Source organism: Faecalibacterium prausnitzii, from assembly GCF_019967995.1.
GTDB classification, from domain to species: Bacteria; Bacillota; Clostridia; order Oscillospirales; family Ruminococcaceae; genus Faecalibacterium; species Faecalibacterium prausnitzii_E.
In genome coordinates, this window is sequence record NZ_CP065377.1 from 480,469 (window position 1) to 496,370 (window position 15,902).

Here is a 15,902-nt window from a genome sequence, read left to right on the forward strand (position 1 = left end):
ATGGCAGATTCTATGCTGAAAGTGGAGAACATCAACGTCTATTACGGCAACATCCACGCCGTCAAGGACGTTTCGTTTGAGGTCCACGAAGGGGAGATCGTGACCCTGATCGGTGCCAACGGTGCCGGTAAGTCCACCACCCTGAAGACCATTTCCGGCCTGCTCCACCCGAAGACGGGCGATGTCCTGTACAAGGGCAAGAGCATCAAGGGCGTCCGTGCCCACAAGATCGTGGAGGCTGGTCTGGCCCATGTGCCGGAGGGACGCCACGTCTTCCTGCACATGACCGTGGAGGAAAATCTGGAAATGGGCGGCTATACCCAGCCGGCCTCCACCATCGGCCCCAACAAGGAAAAGGTCTTTGAACTGTTCCCCCGCCTGAAGGAGCGCCGCAAACAGCTGGCGGGCACCATGTCCGGCGGTGAGCAGCAGATGCTGGCCATGGGCCGTGCGCTGATGAGCAACGCCTCCATGCTGATGCTGGATGAACCGTCCATGGGCCTGTCGCCTCTGCTGGTGCAGGAGATCTTCGACATCATCCGGAACATCCACGAGGAGGGAATGACCATCCTGCTGGTCGAGCAGAACGCGCAGATGGCGCTTTCCGTGGCTGACCGGGCCTATGTTCTGGAGACCGGCCGTGTTGTCATGGATGGCACCGGTGCCGAGCTGCTGACCAATGAGCGTGTCCGCAGCGCCTATCTGGGCGGCTGAGACACGGTATGATAGAGCAAGCAAAAAAGGACTGTCGCGTTCGCGACAGTCCTTTTTTGCTGTGTCTCACTTGATGCAGGTGGAACAGGGGGTGTAGCCTGCTGCAATGGCCTCGTCGTAGCTGGAGAAGAGGATCTGGTTCTTCTCTGCCGGGAGGTTCGGGCAGGTGGGCAGATGGAACTTTTTGGAGTTCACGTTGCCGATGTAGGTCTGCTGTGCCGTGCTGGATGCCGCCGGGGCGGTGGGGTTCAGCTCGGCGTCGGTGGCCGTCTTGTCGGTGCGGATGGTGTAGTTCTGGCCGTCCGACCCGATGACGACCGTGCCCAGCAGGTCGGTGCGGTAGACGTCCACGCCTGCATCCCGCAGGATGCTCAGGGTCTCCTCATGCGGGTGGCCGTATTTGTTGTTCACACCGCAGGAGATGACGCCCATTTCGGGCAGGACGGCATTCAAAAAGAGGTAGCTCGTCGAGGTGCTGGAACCGTGGTGGCCCACCTGCAAAACATCGGCCTTCAGGTTGGCTCCGCTGTTCACCAGGTCGCGCTCTGCATCCGATTCCATGTCGCCGGTCAGGAGGAAGCTGGTGGCACCATAATCTACCCGCAGGACGATCGAGGTATCATTCGTCTCACTGTATTGCGCCACCGGACCCAGCATCGTCACCGTTGCACCGCCCAGCTGCCAGACGGTGCCCACGGTGGGCACCTCGACCTGCAGGCCCTGCTGCTGGGTGTACTTCACAAAATCCTGAAAGCACTTGGTGGAGGCCTCCGTCACCGGGCTGTACACATGGTTCGCCGGGAAGAAGGCCAGCGCAGCGGCCAGCCCGCCCACATGGTCTTCATGCGCGTGGGAGCAGAAGACGTATTGCAGCTCTTCCACGCCCTGCTTCTGCAAATAGCTGACCACCATGCTGCCGTCGTCCACGTTGCCGCCGTCGTACAGCATGTACTGGCCATCGCACTCCACCAGGACGCTGAGCGCCTGCCCCACGTCGAGAAAGTGCATCCGGAAGCTGTCAGCGGTCTGCACCCCGCTGGATGCCGGGTTCGGGATCACATCGGCGCTGCCGCCCGGAAGGACGGATGCCCCGTCACAGGCCGCAAGGCCCAAGGCCAGCGCAGCGGCCAACGCCAGTGCGGCCAGCCGCCGGAAAGGCTTTCGCCAGAAACTTACTTTTTCCGATTTGTATTTTTCCACGTCGTATTCTCTTTCTGTTGATCGTTTTTCGGCTTATGGCCAGGTGTAGAGCGGGGCGCGAACCGTGCGCCGGGGCTGGGCTGACGTCCGCCCGCACTGCGGTTCGCCGGCGCGGCATGGCCCTGCGGACGGCCCTTGCCCTTGCCGTTGGGGCGGACGGTGTAGGTGCCGTCGTTGTGGATGGTCACCTCGGCGGCCTCGGCTCTGCGAGCCGAGCGCTGGACGGCGCGGCGGCCCTCAGCGGGCACCAGCAGCGGGATGAGGTCCTCGCGGTGGGTCATTTTGAGCGCCTTGATGACCTTTTCGGCGTTGCGCGGCTCGTAATACTGGAGCAGTGCGCGCTGCAGCGCCTTGCCTTCGGCGGTCTTCTCCACGAACACCGGCTTGAGGGTGTAGGGGTCCAGACCGGTATAGAACATGCAGGTGCTTACGGTGCCGGGCGTGGGGTAGAAGTCCTGCACCTGCTCCGGGCGCATGTGGTTTTTGTAAAGGTACTCGGCCAGATAGACCGCGTCGCTCAGGGTGCTGCCCGGATGGCTGGACATCAAGTAGGGCACAAGATACTGCTTTTTGCCCGCCTTTTTGCTCAGCTCGTAGAACTTATCCTTGAACTTGTTGAAGGTCTGGATGGGCGGCTTGCCCATGTAGGCGAGGGTATTGGGGGCGCAGTGCTCCGGGGCAACTTTCAGCTGGCCGGAGACGTGGTATTCCACCAGCTCCTTGAAGAAGGTATCGTCCGGGTCTGCCATCAGATAGTCGAACCGGATGCCGCTGCGGATGAACACCTTCTTGACGCCCGGCAGCTCCCGGACGCGGCGCAGGATCTTCAGATAGTCGCTGTGGTCCACGATCATGTGGGAGCAGGTCGTGGGGGCCAGGCAGTGCTTGCCGCCGTTGCACATGCCCCGCAGCATCTGTTCGCGGCAGGACGGGAAGCGGAAGTTTGCCGTGGGGCCGCCGATGTCGTGGATGTAGCCCTTGAAATCCGGCTCATGGGTCATCCGCTCGGCCTCGGCCACGATGCTGTCGGCACTGCGGCTGGTCACGCGGCGGCCCTGATGCAGCTGGATGGCGCAGAAGTTGCAGCCGCCGAAGCAGCCACGGTTCTGGATGATGGAAAACTGCACCTCCCGGATGGCGGGCACACCGCCCATGGCCTCATAGATGGGGTGATACCGGCGGGTGTAGGGCAGGGCATAGACCCGGTCCAGCTCCCAGCGCACCAGCGGCTTTGCCGGGATGTTCTGGACGAGGTACTTCTCGCTCTGCTTCTGGACGATGATCTGGCCGCTGACGACATCCTGATTGTCCATCTGGATGCGGCAGGCTTTGGCGTAGGCGGTCTTATCGGACGCCACCTTTTTGAAGCCCGCGCACTCCACATATTTTTCGGGCAGGTGGTCGAAGTCGGTCAGGTAGCAGGTGCCGTCCACATCGGTGATGGAGCTTACCGGTTCACCGGCCGCCAGCCGCCTGGCAATGGCGACGGTCTGGTGTTCGCCCATGCCGAAGCTGATGATGTCTGCGCCGGAGTCCTCCGCGATGCTGGGCAGGACGGTGTCCAGCCAGTAATCGTAGTGGGCGAACCGCCGCAGCGAGGCTTCCAGACCGCCCAGGATCACGGGCAGGTCGGGGTAGGCCTGCTTTGCCAGCCTGGTATACACGGTGGCGCTGCGGTCCGGCCGGGCACCGCCCTTTCCGCCGGGGGAGTATTCGTCCTCGGCGCGGGGGATCTTGGCGACGGAGTAGTGGCTGACCATGCTGTCCACATTGCCGCCGCCGATGAAGAAGCCGTACTTCGGCTTCCCGAACCGCTTGAAGTCCTCGCAGTCGGTATAGCGGGGCTGTGCCAGTACGCCCACCTTGTAGCCCTCGGCTTCCAGCAGGCGGCTGATGATGGCAGTGCCAAAGCTGGGGTGGTCCACATAGGCGTCGCCGCCCACGACCACGAAGTCCAGCTGCTCCCATCCCCGCGCCTCCATGTCCGCGCGGCTGATGGGGAGAAATTCGGTGTAGATCGGGGAAGAGTTTTCCATAATGCTCCTTTTATTTTATCGTTCGTTCCGTTTCGCTTCTGGATCGCGGGTTTCCCGCTCCGGGGAGAACGGACACGTCAGTGTCTGCGCGGATCATTCATCCGGCTGGTTCATCTGCATTTCCAGCCACTGCTGGCGGCTGATGAGGACAGCGCGGGGCTTGGCACCCTCGTAGGGGCCGATGATGCCTTTTTGTTCCATCTCGTCCATGATGCGGGCGGCGCGGGCATAGCCAAGCTTGCACCGGCGCTGGAGCAGGCTGGTGGATGCCTGACCGGCATCAATGACCACCTCGACGGCCTGCTTGAGCATCGGGTCGCTGCCGGTCTCCTCGTCGGCATCGGCAGAGGACGCGCCTTTTTTGCCGTCCAGGATGGCGTGTTTTTCCATGGCCTCGATCATGGCCTCGTCGTACTGGACCGTCGCGCTCTGCTTGATGAAGTCCAGCACACGGCTGATCTCCTCATCCCGCACGAAGGTGCCCTGGATGCGGATGGGCTTGGGGGCACCGACCGGCATGAAGAGCATATCGCCCATGCCCAGCAGCTTTTCGGCACCGGCACCATCCAGGATGGTGCGGCTGTCCACCTGGCTGGACACCGCGAACGCGATGCGGCTGGGGATGTTGGCCTTGATCAGGCCGGTGATGACGTCCACGCTGGGGCGCTGGGTCGCGACGATGAGGTGCATACCGGCCGCACGGGCCTTCTGGGCGATGCGGCAGATGGAGTCCTCGACGTCCTTGCCCACGACCATCATCAGGTCGGCCAGCTCATCAATGATGATGGCGATGTAGGGCATCTTTTCCAGCATGGGGTCGGTGGCGGCCAGCTTGTTGAAGGACTTGATGTCGCGGACGTTGTTCTCCGCAAACAGGTGATACCGGCGCTCCATCTCCTGCACGGCGCTGCTCAGAGCGCCTGCCGCCTTTTTCGGCTCGGTGATGACCGGCATCAGCAGGTGAGGGATGCCGTTGTACTCGGCCAGCTCGACCACCTTGGGGTCGATGAGGATGAGCTTGACGTCCTCCGGGCTGGACCGGAACAGCAGGCTCATGATGATGCTGTTGACACAGACGGATTTGCCGCTGCCGGTGCTGCCTGCAATGAGCAGGTGGGGCATCTTGCACAGGTCGGCCACCTGGGCTACACCGGCGATGTCCTTGCCCAGTGCGATGCCGAGGGGCGAGGTCATCCGCAGGAAGGCCTGGCTCTCGAAGACACTGCGGATATAGACCGGCGTCTTTTTGTGGTTGGGCACCTCGATGCCCACGGCGGGCTTGCCGGGGATGGGGGCCTCCATGCGGACGTCAGCGACGGCCAGGTTCAGTGCGATGTCGTCTGCCAGCGAGGTGATGCGGCTGATCTTGACGCCCGCCATGGGCTGGACTTCATACCGCGTGACCGACGGGCCGCGGGAGATGTCCAGCACACGGGTGCGGACGCCGAAACTTTCCAGCGTGTCCACGAGCTTCTGCGCGTTGGCCTTCAGCTCGTCCTGTGCGTTGGGGTCGCTCTCCTCCGGGGCCTTTTCGAACAGGTCGATGCCGGGGTACTGGTACTGATAGCTCTCCTCAGGCTCCGGCTCCTCGGCCGGGGCGGTGGCTGCCTGCTGCTCGCCGACGGCGGGCTTTTCCATGGCAGCGGCTACCAGCGTGTTGATGTCTTTTTCCTCCACCGGCTCGCTGGTGATGCTGATCCAGCCGTCCTCGTCCGGGGCAGAGCGCATGGCCATCACGTTGTCGGCCATGACCCGCACCGGCACAGAGGGCTCGTCGGTGGTGGGCAGGGTCGGTGTCTGGAAAGCTCCGCTGCCGTCGAACGCAGGAGCTTCGGCGGGGCCTTCGTCCACCGGCTGGGCCGGGATGCCGGGCGTTACCACCGGGGCCGGTGCTTCGGGGGCCGCTGGGGCTTCCGGTTTTGCAAAGAAGTCCTCAGCCGCCGTCTCAATGGCATCGGGCACCACCGGCTTCACGATGGGCCGGGGCGCAGGCTTGTGGAGCGGGTCCTGCCCGAAGGTGCCGCCGGGCCCGACGATGAAGGGCTCGATGGGCTCACTGCCGCCCTCGACCACGGGGGTGCTGTCCGGCCCAAGGTCGATGTCAAACGAGGCGCGGGGATGGGGCGTGCCCACCTGCACCGGCGTAAAGGCCGGGGCCTCCTGCGGCTCTGCCGGGGCAGGCGCGGGGGAGGGGGCAGGTGCTTCGTAGCCGAGGGAGTCGTCCACCGGTTCGGGCACGGCTTCGCCCTCCAGCTCTTTGGTCACCTTGTGGCCCCAGCTGAAAATACCGGACAGCCAGCCCGGAGCCGCAAAGCCGTCTTCCTCGTCCTCTTCGCCGCAAAGGTCCGGCTCGTCTCCGTCTTCCAGCGCGGCCGCTTCCTCCTCGGCCTGGCGGGCGGCCTGCCGCTCGGCGCGGCGGGCTGCATTCTGCTCGTAGACGGCCACGCCCTTTTCGTGGGCGCTGCCGCCCAGTTCACATATCCACTGCCACAGTTCGGCAGGGGTGATATCAAAAATGTACAGGCTGGCACAGAGCGCCAGCACCACCATCACGAGATTTGCCGCCGGACGCCCGCAGAGCAGCAGCAGATTGCCGCCCAGCAGGGCACCGATGGCACCGCCGCCCAGCCAGGCATGGACGCCGTTCTGATAGCACTCCGCTACCATGCGGGCCGCCGGGATGTCGGCGGGGATCTCGGAAAAGACGATGACGGTGCCGCTGGCAAACACCAGCCCCAACATCAGCTTGAACATCTGGCCGATGAGGTCTTCGCCCCGTGTGTAGAGGATGGCCAGATAGCAGATCGCTGCGCCCAGCACGAAGCTGCCGCAGCCGAACAGGCCGAACAATACCTCGTGCAGGGCCTTCCAGACCGAGCTGCCTTCCACAAAGGCCAGCACGATGAGCAGCAGGCCCGCAAACAGGGTGCCCAGCCCTGCGGGCATCCGCTCCTGTGCCCGGCTCTTTCTCCGCGCAGGTGCGCGTCTTGCGGTCGTTTTTCGTTTTTTCTTTGCCATCTTTCGTTGCAACCCTGTCTCTTTCTCCCATAGTATTCGATTCTTTCATTTTATCACGACCTATGGAAAATAGCAACGAAAACCCGCTCAGCGTTCGATCTCCCGATACAGCCACGCCAGCGCATCCGAGATGCCGCCCAGCTCGTCGATGAGCTTTTCGCGCACGGCCCGGCGGCCGTCCAGCATGGTGCCCACATCCATGACCAGCTCGCCGGTGCGGAGCATCAGCTCGGTGTAGCGCTTTTCCGAGATGCCGCTGTGCGCCGCCACGAAGCCGGTGATCCGCTCCTGCATCTGTTCGAACCACCGCATCGTCTGCGGCACACCCAGGATCATCCCGGAGTGCCGCACCGGGTGGACGGTCATGGTGGCTGTGGGCACGATGAAGCTCCGCCGGGCGCTGACGGCCAGCGGGATGCCGATGGAGTGTCCGCCGCCCAGCACCACGGCGGCGCTGGGCTTGGAGATGCTGGCGATCAGCTCCGCCAGCGCCAGCCCGGCCTCTACATCGCCGCCCACGGTGTTCAGGATGACCAGCAGGCCCTCCACCGCCGGGTCCTCCTGCACGGCCACCAGCTGCGGGATGACATGCTCATATTTGGTGGTCTTCTGCCCCTGAGGCGCTTCCACATGGCCCTCGATCTGCCCCACCACGGTCAGGCAGTGGATGGCGTGGGGGCCTTTGGTGCGGTAGACGCTGCCCAGATCCTCGATCTGCTCTTTTTCCAGCCGCTGCTCTTCCACCGGGGTGTTTTTTTCGTTCTGCTCTGCCATAAGCCCCTCCTGCTCTGTTTTTTTTCAGGGTTCCCGGCGGGTCAAATGATTATGCGGCGGTTAAGATTTCTTAACTTTTGAAAAAATTGCTCCATTTTATTTGACATTCTCCACATCCGCTGTATACTTTAGATAATGAATAAGATTGACAAAGATGTATCATTATTGTGCAAAACTCTTTGAATCTGCCGGAGCGCCACGGTAGGCGCAGAGGACCGGCATCGAATGGATGAAAGGAGAACCACCTATGAACACCCCTGGTAAAGCATCTCTGCCGGTGATCAAACGCCTGCCCAAGTACTACCGCTTTCTGCGGACCTTGAAGAACGACGGCATCACCAGCATCTCTTCCCGCGAACTGGCCGCCCAGATGGGCACCACGGCCTCTCAGGTCCGGCAGGACTTCAACTGCATCGGCGATGTGAACGGCCGTCAGGGCATCGGCTACTCGGTCGAAAACCTGCTCTCTATTCTGGAGAATCTGTTGTTCGGCAACGGCGACCGCCTGTCCACCATCCTCATCGGCTGCGGCCGTCTGGGCAAGGCCGTCAGCCGGTTCATCACCACCGATACCAACGGCTACAAGCTCATTGCCGCCTTCGACAACTCGTCGGACGAAGTGGGCAGGGAGATCAACGGCATCCAGATCCTCCACATCGACCAGCTGGAGAGCTTCTGCGCCGAGCACAAGCCCGAAGTGGCGGTTCTCTGTGTGCCCCGCAGCGGTGCCGAAGAGCTGAGCGGCCGTCTGGTCAGCCTGGGCATCAAAGGCTTCTGGAACTTCTCCCACTACGACCTGTCCGTCCCGTATCCGGAAGTCGTGGTCGAGAACGTCCACCTGGGCGACAGCCTGATGAGCCTGGGCTACCGCCTGCGCAATCAGGACTGAGGTTCCGGTTTCGTCGTTGTTACTATATAGTATAATATGATAAAGCAACCTTCCCATCACAGCGAAGCCCGCTCGCTTCCCATCGTTTGGGCTTTGCTCATTCCGTAGAAAGCTGACCGGCTTGCCAATGGCTCTCCCTTTGGGAGAGCTGGCATCGCGCAGCGATGGCTGAGAGGGTTGCTTTTTATGAGGAGACCTTCATGGCAAAGCTATATTTCCGTTACGGCGCAATGAACAGCGGCAAGAGCACGGCCCTGATGCAGGTGGCGCACAACTACGAGGAGCAGGGGATGCAGGTGCTCATCCTGAAGCCGCAGGTGGACACCAAGGGCGGCGGTGAACTGGTCAGCCGCCTGGGGGTGCGGCGCAAAGCCGACCTGCTCATCCCGCCGGAGGCGGATATCTTCGAGGCCGTCCGCGCCGCCAGCCAGACCCAGAAGCTGGCCTGCGTCCTCTGCGACGAGAGCCAGTTCTTTACCCCGGCACAGGCTGAGCAGCTGTTCATGGTCACGGTAGACCTGAATATCCCGGTCATCTGCTACGGTCTGCGGTCGGACTTCTCGCTCAAGGGGTTCCCCGGCTCCACCCGCCTGCTGGAGCTGGCTCACACCATCGAGGAGATGAAGACCATCTGCACCTGCGGCCGCAAGGCCACCTGCAACTGCCGCAAAGTCAACGGTGAGTTCGTCTTTGAGGGCGAACAGGTCGCCATCGACCTGGAAAACGACGTGCAGTACGTCAGCATGTGCCCCCAATGCTACTTCCGCGAGCGCCGCGCCTTCTACGCCCGCCGGGCCGCGAAATAAAAAAGCGGAGCTTTTCCCGGAAGAAGCATTGCACTGCGTTCATTTTGCAGCCGTGTTCCCCAAAAAACCAGAAAAAATTTTTTCAGCGCTGCCCCGCCGGGCAGCGCTTTTTTCTGCCCGGAACAGACCGTCTCCGACAGGGTGATATATCAGTTGTATCCAACTTCGCGCGTTTATTGCACTATTGATATATCAGTTGGCAAATCTCTGGAATCGTCAACGATTTCACATTTTGTGTACAACAAAACCACGCGAATTTCCCGATGGGTTACAAAAATATTGCAATTTTAGGATGTTTCTCCGACTCCTTGCTCCAATTTCTATGCAATCTGTTGAAGTATACATGTTGCACAGTTTTTTCGCTCAAGTTTATTCATTTCGGCAAGGACGTCAAAACCGCGCCAAACACGAGCGCAATATTTGTTCGTTTTTTGCGCGCTTCTCTTCAATTTACATCTTTCTTTTTGCGGGATATTTTGTTATCATAATTGTATACAACGAGCCTTTTGCAGATAAGGCCGATGAGCAGATGTTTTCTATTTATTAGGAGGAGAACAAACAATGAGCAAGGCAATTTCTCGTCGCGATTTCCTGAAGGTCACCGGCGCTGTGGGCGCAGCTGGCCTGCTGGCTGCCTGTGGCGGCAGCTCCAACTCCACCGCAGCTTCCACCGCTTCTTCCGCAGCAGCAGCTTCCGTGGCTGGCCTGAGCAGCGATCCCGTCACCCTGACCATGAGCTGGTGGGGCGGCGAGTCTCGTCACAACGCTTACCAGGAGGCCCTGAAGGCTTTCTCTGCTGAGCACAGCAACGTCACCGTCAACCCCACCTTCGCTGCATGGTCCGGCTGGGAGGACACCATGTCCACCAAGTTTGCCGGCGGCGTGGCTGAGGATGTCTGCCAGATCAACTGGAACTGGCTGTACAACTACTCTGCAAACGGCCAGACCTTCATCGACCTGAACAGCGTCACCGATTACCTGGATATGTCCCAGTGGGATGACGCCAAGCTGGCAGCCTGCAACGTTGCCAATGCACAGCAGTGTGTGCCTGTCGCTATGACCGGCCGTATCTTCTTCTGGAACATGACCACCTTTAATAAGGCTGGCATCACCGAGGTCCCCAAGACTCTGGACGACCTGATGAACGCAGGCAAGGCATTCCAGGAGAAGCTGGGCGATGACTACTATCCTCTGCACCTGGGCGCATATGACCGTATGATCCTGATGGTCTTCTACCTTGAGTCCAAGTACGGCAAGGATTGGGCAGACCCCACCACCTCTACCCTGAACTACACCGCTGACGAGATTGCCGAGGGCATCGACTTCATCAAGAGCCTGGTCGATGGCCACGTCATCATGAGCCTGCCCACCTACTACGGCTCCAACGGCGACAACGCTGCACACCAGTCCAATGAGTGGATCACCGGCAAGATGGCTGGTATCTTCGAGTGGGATTCCTCCGCTACCAAGTATCAGGACGCTCTGGACGAGGAGAACAAGCCCGGCTTCACCGTCGGCGAGGAGATCAAGTTCGGCGATTACAACGGCGGCTTCTCCAAGGTCTCCATGGGTCTGGCCATCACCAAGACCTGCGAGCATCCCGCTGAGGCTGCTATGCTGATCAACTTCCTGCTGAACGAGAAGGAAGGCGCTGAGATCATGGGTTCTGAGTGCGGCCTGCCCGCTTCCAAGGCTGGCCTGGAGGCTGCACAGGCTGCTGGCAAGATCAAGGAGCTGGTCGCTGAGGCAAACGGCAAGGTCATGGCCTTCGTCGGCTTCCAGCTGGACCCCCTGTTCGAGGCAAACGACCTGAAGGCAAACGGCACCGGTATCTATCAGGAAGTCTTCGACACCGTGGACTACGACAACGCTTCCGGCGCTGATGTCGTTGATACCCTGCTGGACGGCATGTCCGCTGTTGGTTACACCGTCTGATCGCTTCAGACTCTGACCTGAGTTCTACATACGAGGGGCATCGACCGCTCGGCCGATGCCCCTTTTTCTCAGGCACAGGTTACAAATCTCTGACAAGTCTGTTTCCAAAGTGTGACGCGCGGTATGCCATGCGTTGGAAAATCACCCACAAAAGGAGGATTCCCGGATGAAAGAAAGTAATGCGCCCTCTCTGGGGCGTACCCCGGCCCAGAAGTTCTTCGATAAGTGGCAGGGTCTGATCTATCTGATCCCCTGGATCATCGGTTTCGTCGTCTTCAAGGCGATCCCGTTTGGTCAGTCGCTGTACTACAGCTTCACCGATATGAACTTCTTCAACGGCATCCATGAGTACGGCGTGATGAACTACGTCACCGCCTTCTCCGATGCCAAGATCACCAAGGCCCTGATCACTACCTTCAAGTACGCCTTCATCACCGTGCCCCTGAAGCTGATCTTCGCTCTGTTCATCGCATACATCCTGAACTTCAAGATCGCCTGCGTGAACCTGTTCCGTACCGTCTACTACATCCCGTCCATCCTGGGCGGCTCCGTTGCCATCGCTGTTCTGTGGAAGGCTGTCTTCCGCGATGATGGTCTGGTCAACACCATCATCCGCGCCATCACCTTCGGCCACGCACAGGGCCCCTCCTGGCTGAGCGACCCCAACTATGCGCTGTGGATCATCTGCTTCCTGCGCATCTGGCAGTTCGGTTCCGCCATGGTCCTGTTCCTGGCCGCTCTGAAGGGCGTGCCCGCAGACCTGTATGAGGCGGCCACCATCGACGGTGCCGGTAAGTGGAAGCAGTTCTTCTCCATCACCGTCCCGATGATCACCCCCATCATCTTCTACAACCTGGTCACGCAGATCTGCCAGGCATTCCAGGAGTTCAACGGCCCGTTTATCATCACCAACGGCGGCCCGCGCAACTCCACCACTCTGATCTCCATTCTGGTTTACAACTACGCCTTCAAGTCCAACCAGATGGGCATGGCCTCCGCACTGGCATGGATCATGTTCGTGATCGTCTGCATCCTCACGATCATCGCCTTCACCAGCCAGAAGAAGTGGGTCTACTACTCGGATGAAAGGTAAGGTGTGACAGTATGGGAATGAAAGCATCCAACGTCATCGCGACGTTCTTCAAGTACCTCGTCCTGATCCTGGTCGGCCTCATCATGATCTATCCCCTGCTGTGGATGATCAGCGCGACCTTTAAGGACAACAGCGAGATCTTCGCAGGCATCGGCCTGTGGGTCAAGAACCCTACTCTGGAGGGCTATAAGAACGCGCTGAACAACTTCGGCGGTTCCATCAACATCCTGCAGGCCATGATGAACACCTATTCGTATGTTCTGCCCAAGGTCATCTGCACGGTTATCTCCTCCTGCGTTGCCGCTTACGGCTTCGGCCGTTTCGACTTCCCCGGCCGGAAGATCCTGTTCAGCATCATGCTGGCCACCCTGTTCCTGCCCCAGGTCGTTCTGAACGTTCCGCAGTTCCTGCTGTACACCAAGTTCGGCTGGGTCAACAGCCCGTTCTATCTGGCCATCTGGGTCCACTGCGCATTTGCAACTGAGACCTACTTCGTCTACCAGCTGGTGCAGTTCATGCGCAATGTCCCGCGTGACCTGGACGAGGCTGCTGCCATTGACGGCTGCAACTCCTTCCAGACCCTGTACAAGGTCATCGTCCCCATGCTGATGCCCGCTCTGGTGTCCTGCGCTCTGTTCCAGTTCATGTGGAGCTGCAACGACTTCATGGGCCCGCTGCTTTATGTGCAGACCCCTGCAAAGTACCCGATGTCCCTGTTCGTCAAGCTGTCCATGGACGGTGATACCGGCTTTGCATGGAACCGCATCCTGGCTCTGTCCCTGATCTCCATCCTGCCGCAGCTGATCGTCTTCTTCTGTGCACAGGATCAGTTCGTCGAAGGTATCTCCGCCGGTGCTGTCAAGGGCTGATCGCTCTTCACTCTGGCCTGTGAGATCCTGACACAGCAATCAAAACGACCCCTGTGCACACGGCATAGGGGTCGTTTCTCTTTGCAGGTTCAGCGCAGGCTCAGCCGCGGCTGCTCTTGCGGTATTGCAATGGGCCGACGCCCATCATCTCCCGGAAGACCCGGCGGAAGTGAGCCGCCGAGGCAAAGCCGGTCTGCTCGGCCACTGCGCTGATGTTCAGGTCGGTGGTCTCCAGCAGATGCTGCGCGGCCTCGATGCGGCGGCCATTGATGTAGTCCACGATGGACTGCCCCGTCACCCGCCGGAACAGACGGCTGAGGTAGTAGGGCGACAGATAGAACCGCGCCGCTACATCGGTGAGGGAGAATTTCTGCTGATAGTTCGCGGCGAGGTAGGCGCAGATCTGCTCCACGGTCTCGTTCCGGGGGCGGGCGGTCTGCCGCTCGGCTCTGCATTCCTGGTCCACATAATGCAGCAGCAGCGAAAGGTAGATGATGCTGGGGCAGTCCGGTTCCCCGGCGGCGCTCCGCATCAGGTTCAGCAGGGTGCGCAGGCGGCTGGCCCACTGCACCGGGCCGTACAGCAGGATCGGGTCGTCCGGCTCGAACAGCGGGCTGAAATCCCGCTGCATCACGCTCTTCAGCTCGGTCAGCACCGCCGCCGGGAAGCGGCAGCCGATCAGCTCCGGGGCCAGATGCCCCGCCTGCTGAAACACGCCGCCCCCCGGCCCCAGCAGCAGTACGCAGCCGGGGTTGACCAGCAGCGAAGCATCTCCCCGCCGGAACGTGCAGCTGCCGCCGGTCACCACCAGGATGCGGCAGGTCTCCTCATCCTCCTGCAGGCGGTACTCGCTCTCGGTCATCCGCAGCTGGAGCGCCAGCGTCTTTGCATTCAGTTTATCGCGTTCCGCTCGCATTGGCATAATGGATCCCCCGCTTTTTTCGTTTTCTCCAGTGTATCACGTCCGCCCCGCGCGGGCAAGCCGAAACCCCAAGGAGGTTTTGTTTTATGAAACTGTCACTCATCCGCTCCATGACCCGCAGCGCTGTTTTCGAGCTGGAAAACGGCCGGTGCTTCCGTCCGGCCCACCCCTTCCGGGTGCTGCTGAACGGCGAACCGGTCCGGGAGGCCCAGGACACCAACGTGTTCTCCCTCTTCTCCCTGACCCCGGCCACCGACTACACCGTCACCGTTGAGTCGGAGGGCGAGACCCTGACCGCGAACTTCCGCACCCAGGACGAGAGCTTCTTTGTGGATGCGTCCCGTTACGGTCTGGTGGCGGACGGCGAGACCGACAACACCGGCAAGCTGCAGGCGGCCCTTTCCACCTGCCCCAAGGGCGGCACCGTCTATGTTCCGGCCGGCCGTTACCGCACCGCCAGCCTGTTCCTGAAGAGCTGCACGACCCTGTATCTGGAAAAGGGTGCTGTGCTGCTGGGCGACAATGACCGCACCCATTACCCCATCCTGCCCGGCGTCCTGCCCAGCGAGAACGAGGTGGATGAATACTACCTGACCGGCTGGGAGGGCAACCCCCTGAGCAGCTTTGCGGGCCTGCTGAACATCACCCAGGTGCACGACGTCGTCGTCACCGGCGAGGGCACCCTGGACTGCGACGCCCAGAACGGCGACTGGTGGATCGACCCGAAGGTCAAGCGGATCGCATGGCGTCCCCGCGCGGTCGCCATGGTGGACAGCGACAACATCTGCCTGCACGGCATCACGGTGCAGAACAGCTACTCCTGGACCATCCACCCCATCTTCGTCAAGCATCTGGATCTGCTGAACTTCAACATCAACAACCCCTACAACGCCCCCAACACCGACGGCATTGACCCCGAAAGCTGCGAGGATACCCGCATCATCGGCGTGAACATCCATGTCGGCGACGACTGCATCGCCATGAAGGCCAGCAAGGTCTTCCTGGGCATGAAGCTGAAGAAGAGCTGCGAGCACACCGTCATCCGCAACTGCCTGCTGGACAAGGGCCACGGCGGCATCGTCATCGGCAGCGAGATGAGCGGCGGCGTCAAGGACATGGTGGTCACCCAGTGCCTCATGGACCACACCGACCGCGGCCTCCGCGTCAAGACCCGCCGCGGCCGCGGCAACACGGCCGTCATCGACGGGCTGGTCTTCCGCAATGTGGAGATGCGGGGCGTCAAGGCACCCTTCGTCATCAACATGTTCTACTTCTGCGACCCGGACGGCCACGGCCCCTACGTCCAGTGCCGCGACGCGATGCCGGTGGATGAGTACACCCCCAGACTCGGCACCCTGACCATGGAGAACATCGTGGCCACCGACGCCCAGTTCGCGGGCTGCTACTTCGACGGCCTGCCGGAGCAGCCCATCGAGCGCGTCTCGATGAAGAACGTGAGCATCACCTTTGACCCCAACGCCGAGGCCGGGCAGGCTGCCATGGCCGACAACCGCCCCCATGTCAAAAAGCTGGCCATCTACGCCGAAAACGTCAAGGAGATCGACCTGCACAATGTCAAGATCGAGGGCTACGAGGGCGAGCGCCTGCACTTTGCCAACGTCGGTCATTTTGAGGAGGACTGAACC

The 15,902-nt window shown here is 60.9% G+C and carries 12 protein-coding genes; 7 read left to right on the plus strand and 5 right to left on the minus strand.

Annotated elements, in window-relative coordinates; translation table 11 throughout:
• Window positions 1–714: an ABC transporter ATP-binding protein gene (locus tag I5P96_RS02410; protein WP_097791436.1), complete on the plus strand. Its 714-nt coding sequence runs from the start codon at window positions 1–3 to the stop codon at window positions 712–714.
• Window positions 715–780: 66 nt separating this feature from the next.
• On the opposite strand, the gene I5P96_RS02415 is transcribed toward I5P96_RS02410, so the two are convergent.
• The 4 genes from I5P96_RS02415 to I5P96_RS02430 all read right to left on the minus strand — a co-directional run bounded on the left by I5P96_RS02415 (window position 781) and on the right by I5P96_RS02430 (window position 7,742).
• Complete coding sequence (locus I5P96_RS02415; protein WP_223382942.1) at window positions 781–1,914, minus strand: ComEC/Rec2 family competence protein; 1,134 nt, start codon at window positions 1,912–1,914, stop codon at window positions 781–783.
• Window positions 1,887–3,950, minus strand: coding sequence for a YgiQ family radical SAM protein (locus I5P96_RS02420; RefSeq protein ID WP_223382943.1), 2,064 nt, complete (start codon window positions 3,948–3,950; stop codon window positions 1,887–1,889). Before I5P96_RS02420 ends, I5P96_RS02415 begins: the two co-directional genes overlap by 28 nt.
• Window positions 3,951–4,043: 93 nt before the next feature.
• Window positions 4,044–6,968 carry a DNA translocase FtsK gene (locus I5P96_RS02425; protein WP_223382944.1) on the minus strand — a complete coding sequence of 975 codons (2,925 nt, stop codon included), beginning with the start codon at window positions 6,966–6,968 and terminating at the stop codon, window positions 4,044–4,046.
• An 87-nt stretch (window positions 6,969–7,055) separates the two neighbouring features.
• Window positions 7,056–7,742 (minus strand): ClpP family protease, encoded by a 687-nt coding sequence (locus I5P96_RS02430; protein ID WP_097791430.1) that lies wholly within the window; start codon window positions 7,740–7,742, stop codon window positions 7,056–7,058.
• 247 nt (window positions 7,743–7,989) lie between these two features.
• On the opposite strand from I5P96_RS02430, the gene I5P96_RS02435 reads away from it, so the two are divergent.
• The 5 genes from I5P96_RS02435 to I5P96_RS02455 all read left to right on the plus strand — a co-directional run bounded on the left by I5P96_RS02435 (window position 7,990) and on the right by I5P96_RS02455 (window position 13,334).
• Window positions 7,990–8,631 (plus strand): redox-sensing transcriptional repressor Rex, encoded by a 642-nt coding sequence (locus I5P96_RS02435; protein ID WP_223382945.1) that lies wholly within the window; start codon window positions 7,990–7,992, stop codon window positions 8,629–8,631.
• A gap of 200 nt (window positions 8,632–8,831) precedes the next feature.
• On the plus strand, window positions 8,832–9,437 hold the full coding sequence (locus I5P96_RS02440) for a thymidine kinase (protein ID WP_223382946.1): 606 nt from the start codon (window positions 8,832–8,834) through the stop codon (window positions 9,435–9,437).
• Window positions 9,438–9,998: 561 nt separating this feature from the next.
• Window positions 9,999–11,372, plus strand: coding sequence for an ABC transporter substrate-binding protein (locus I5P96_RS02445; RefSeq protein ID WP_223382947.1), 1,374 nt, complete (start codon window positions 9,999–10,001; stop codon window positions 11,370–11,372).
• A 166-nt stretch (window positions 11,373–11,538) separates the two neighbouring features.
• Entirely contained in the window at window positions 11,539–12,465 is a 927-nt protein-coding gene (locus I5P96_RS02450; protein ID WP_118553363.1) for a carbohydrate ABC transporter permease, read from the plus strand.
• An 11-nt stretch (window positions 12,466–12,476) separates the two neighbouring features.
• Window positions 12,477–13,334 (plus strand): carbohydrate ABC transporter permease, encoded by an 858-nt coding sequence (locus I5P96_RS02455; protein ID WP_223382948.1) that lies wholly within the window; start codon window positions 12,477–12,479, stop codon window positions 13,332–13,334.
• Window positions 13,335–13,434: 100 nt separating this feature from the next.
• On the opposite strand, the gene I5P96_RS02460 is transcribed toward I5P96_RS02455, so the two are convergent.
• Window positions 13,435–14,256, minus strand: a complete 822-nt coding sequence (locus tag I5P96_RS02460) for a helix-turn-helix domain-containing protein (RefSeq protein WP_223382949.1) — start codon at window positions 14,254–14,256, stop codon at window positions 13,435–13,437.
• Window positions 14,257–14,342: 86 nt separating this feature from the next.
• Between I5P96_RS02460 and I5P96_RS02465 the strand changes: the two genes are divergently transcribed.
• A complete protein-coding gene (locus I5P96_RS02465; RefSeq protein WP_223382950.1) occupies window positions 14,343–15,899 on the plus strand; it encodes a glycoside hydrolase family 28 protein in 1,557 nt (518 codons plus the stop codon).
• Window positions 15,900–15,902: the final 3 nt, after the last annotated feature.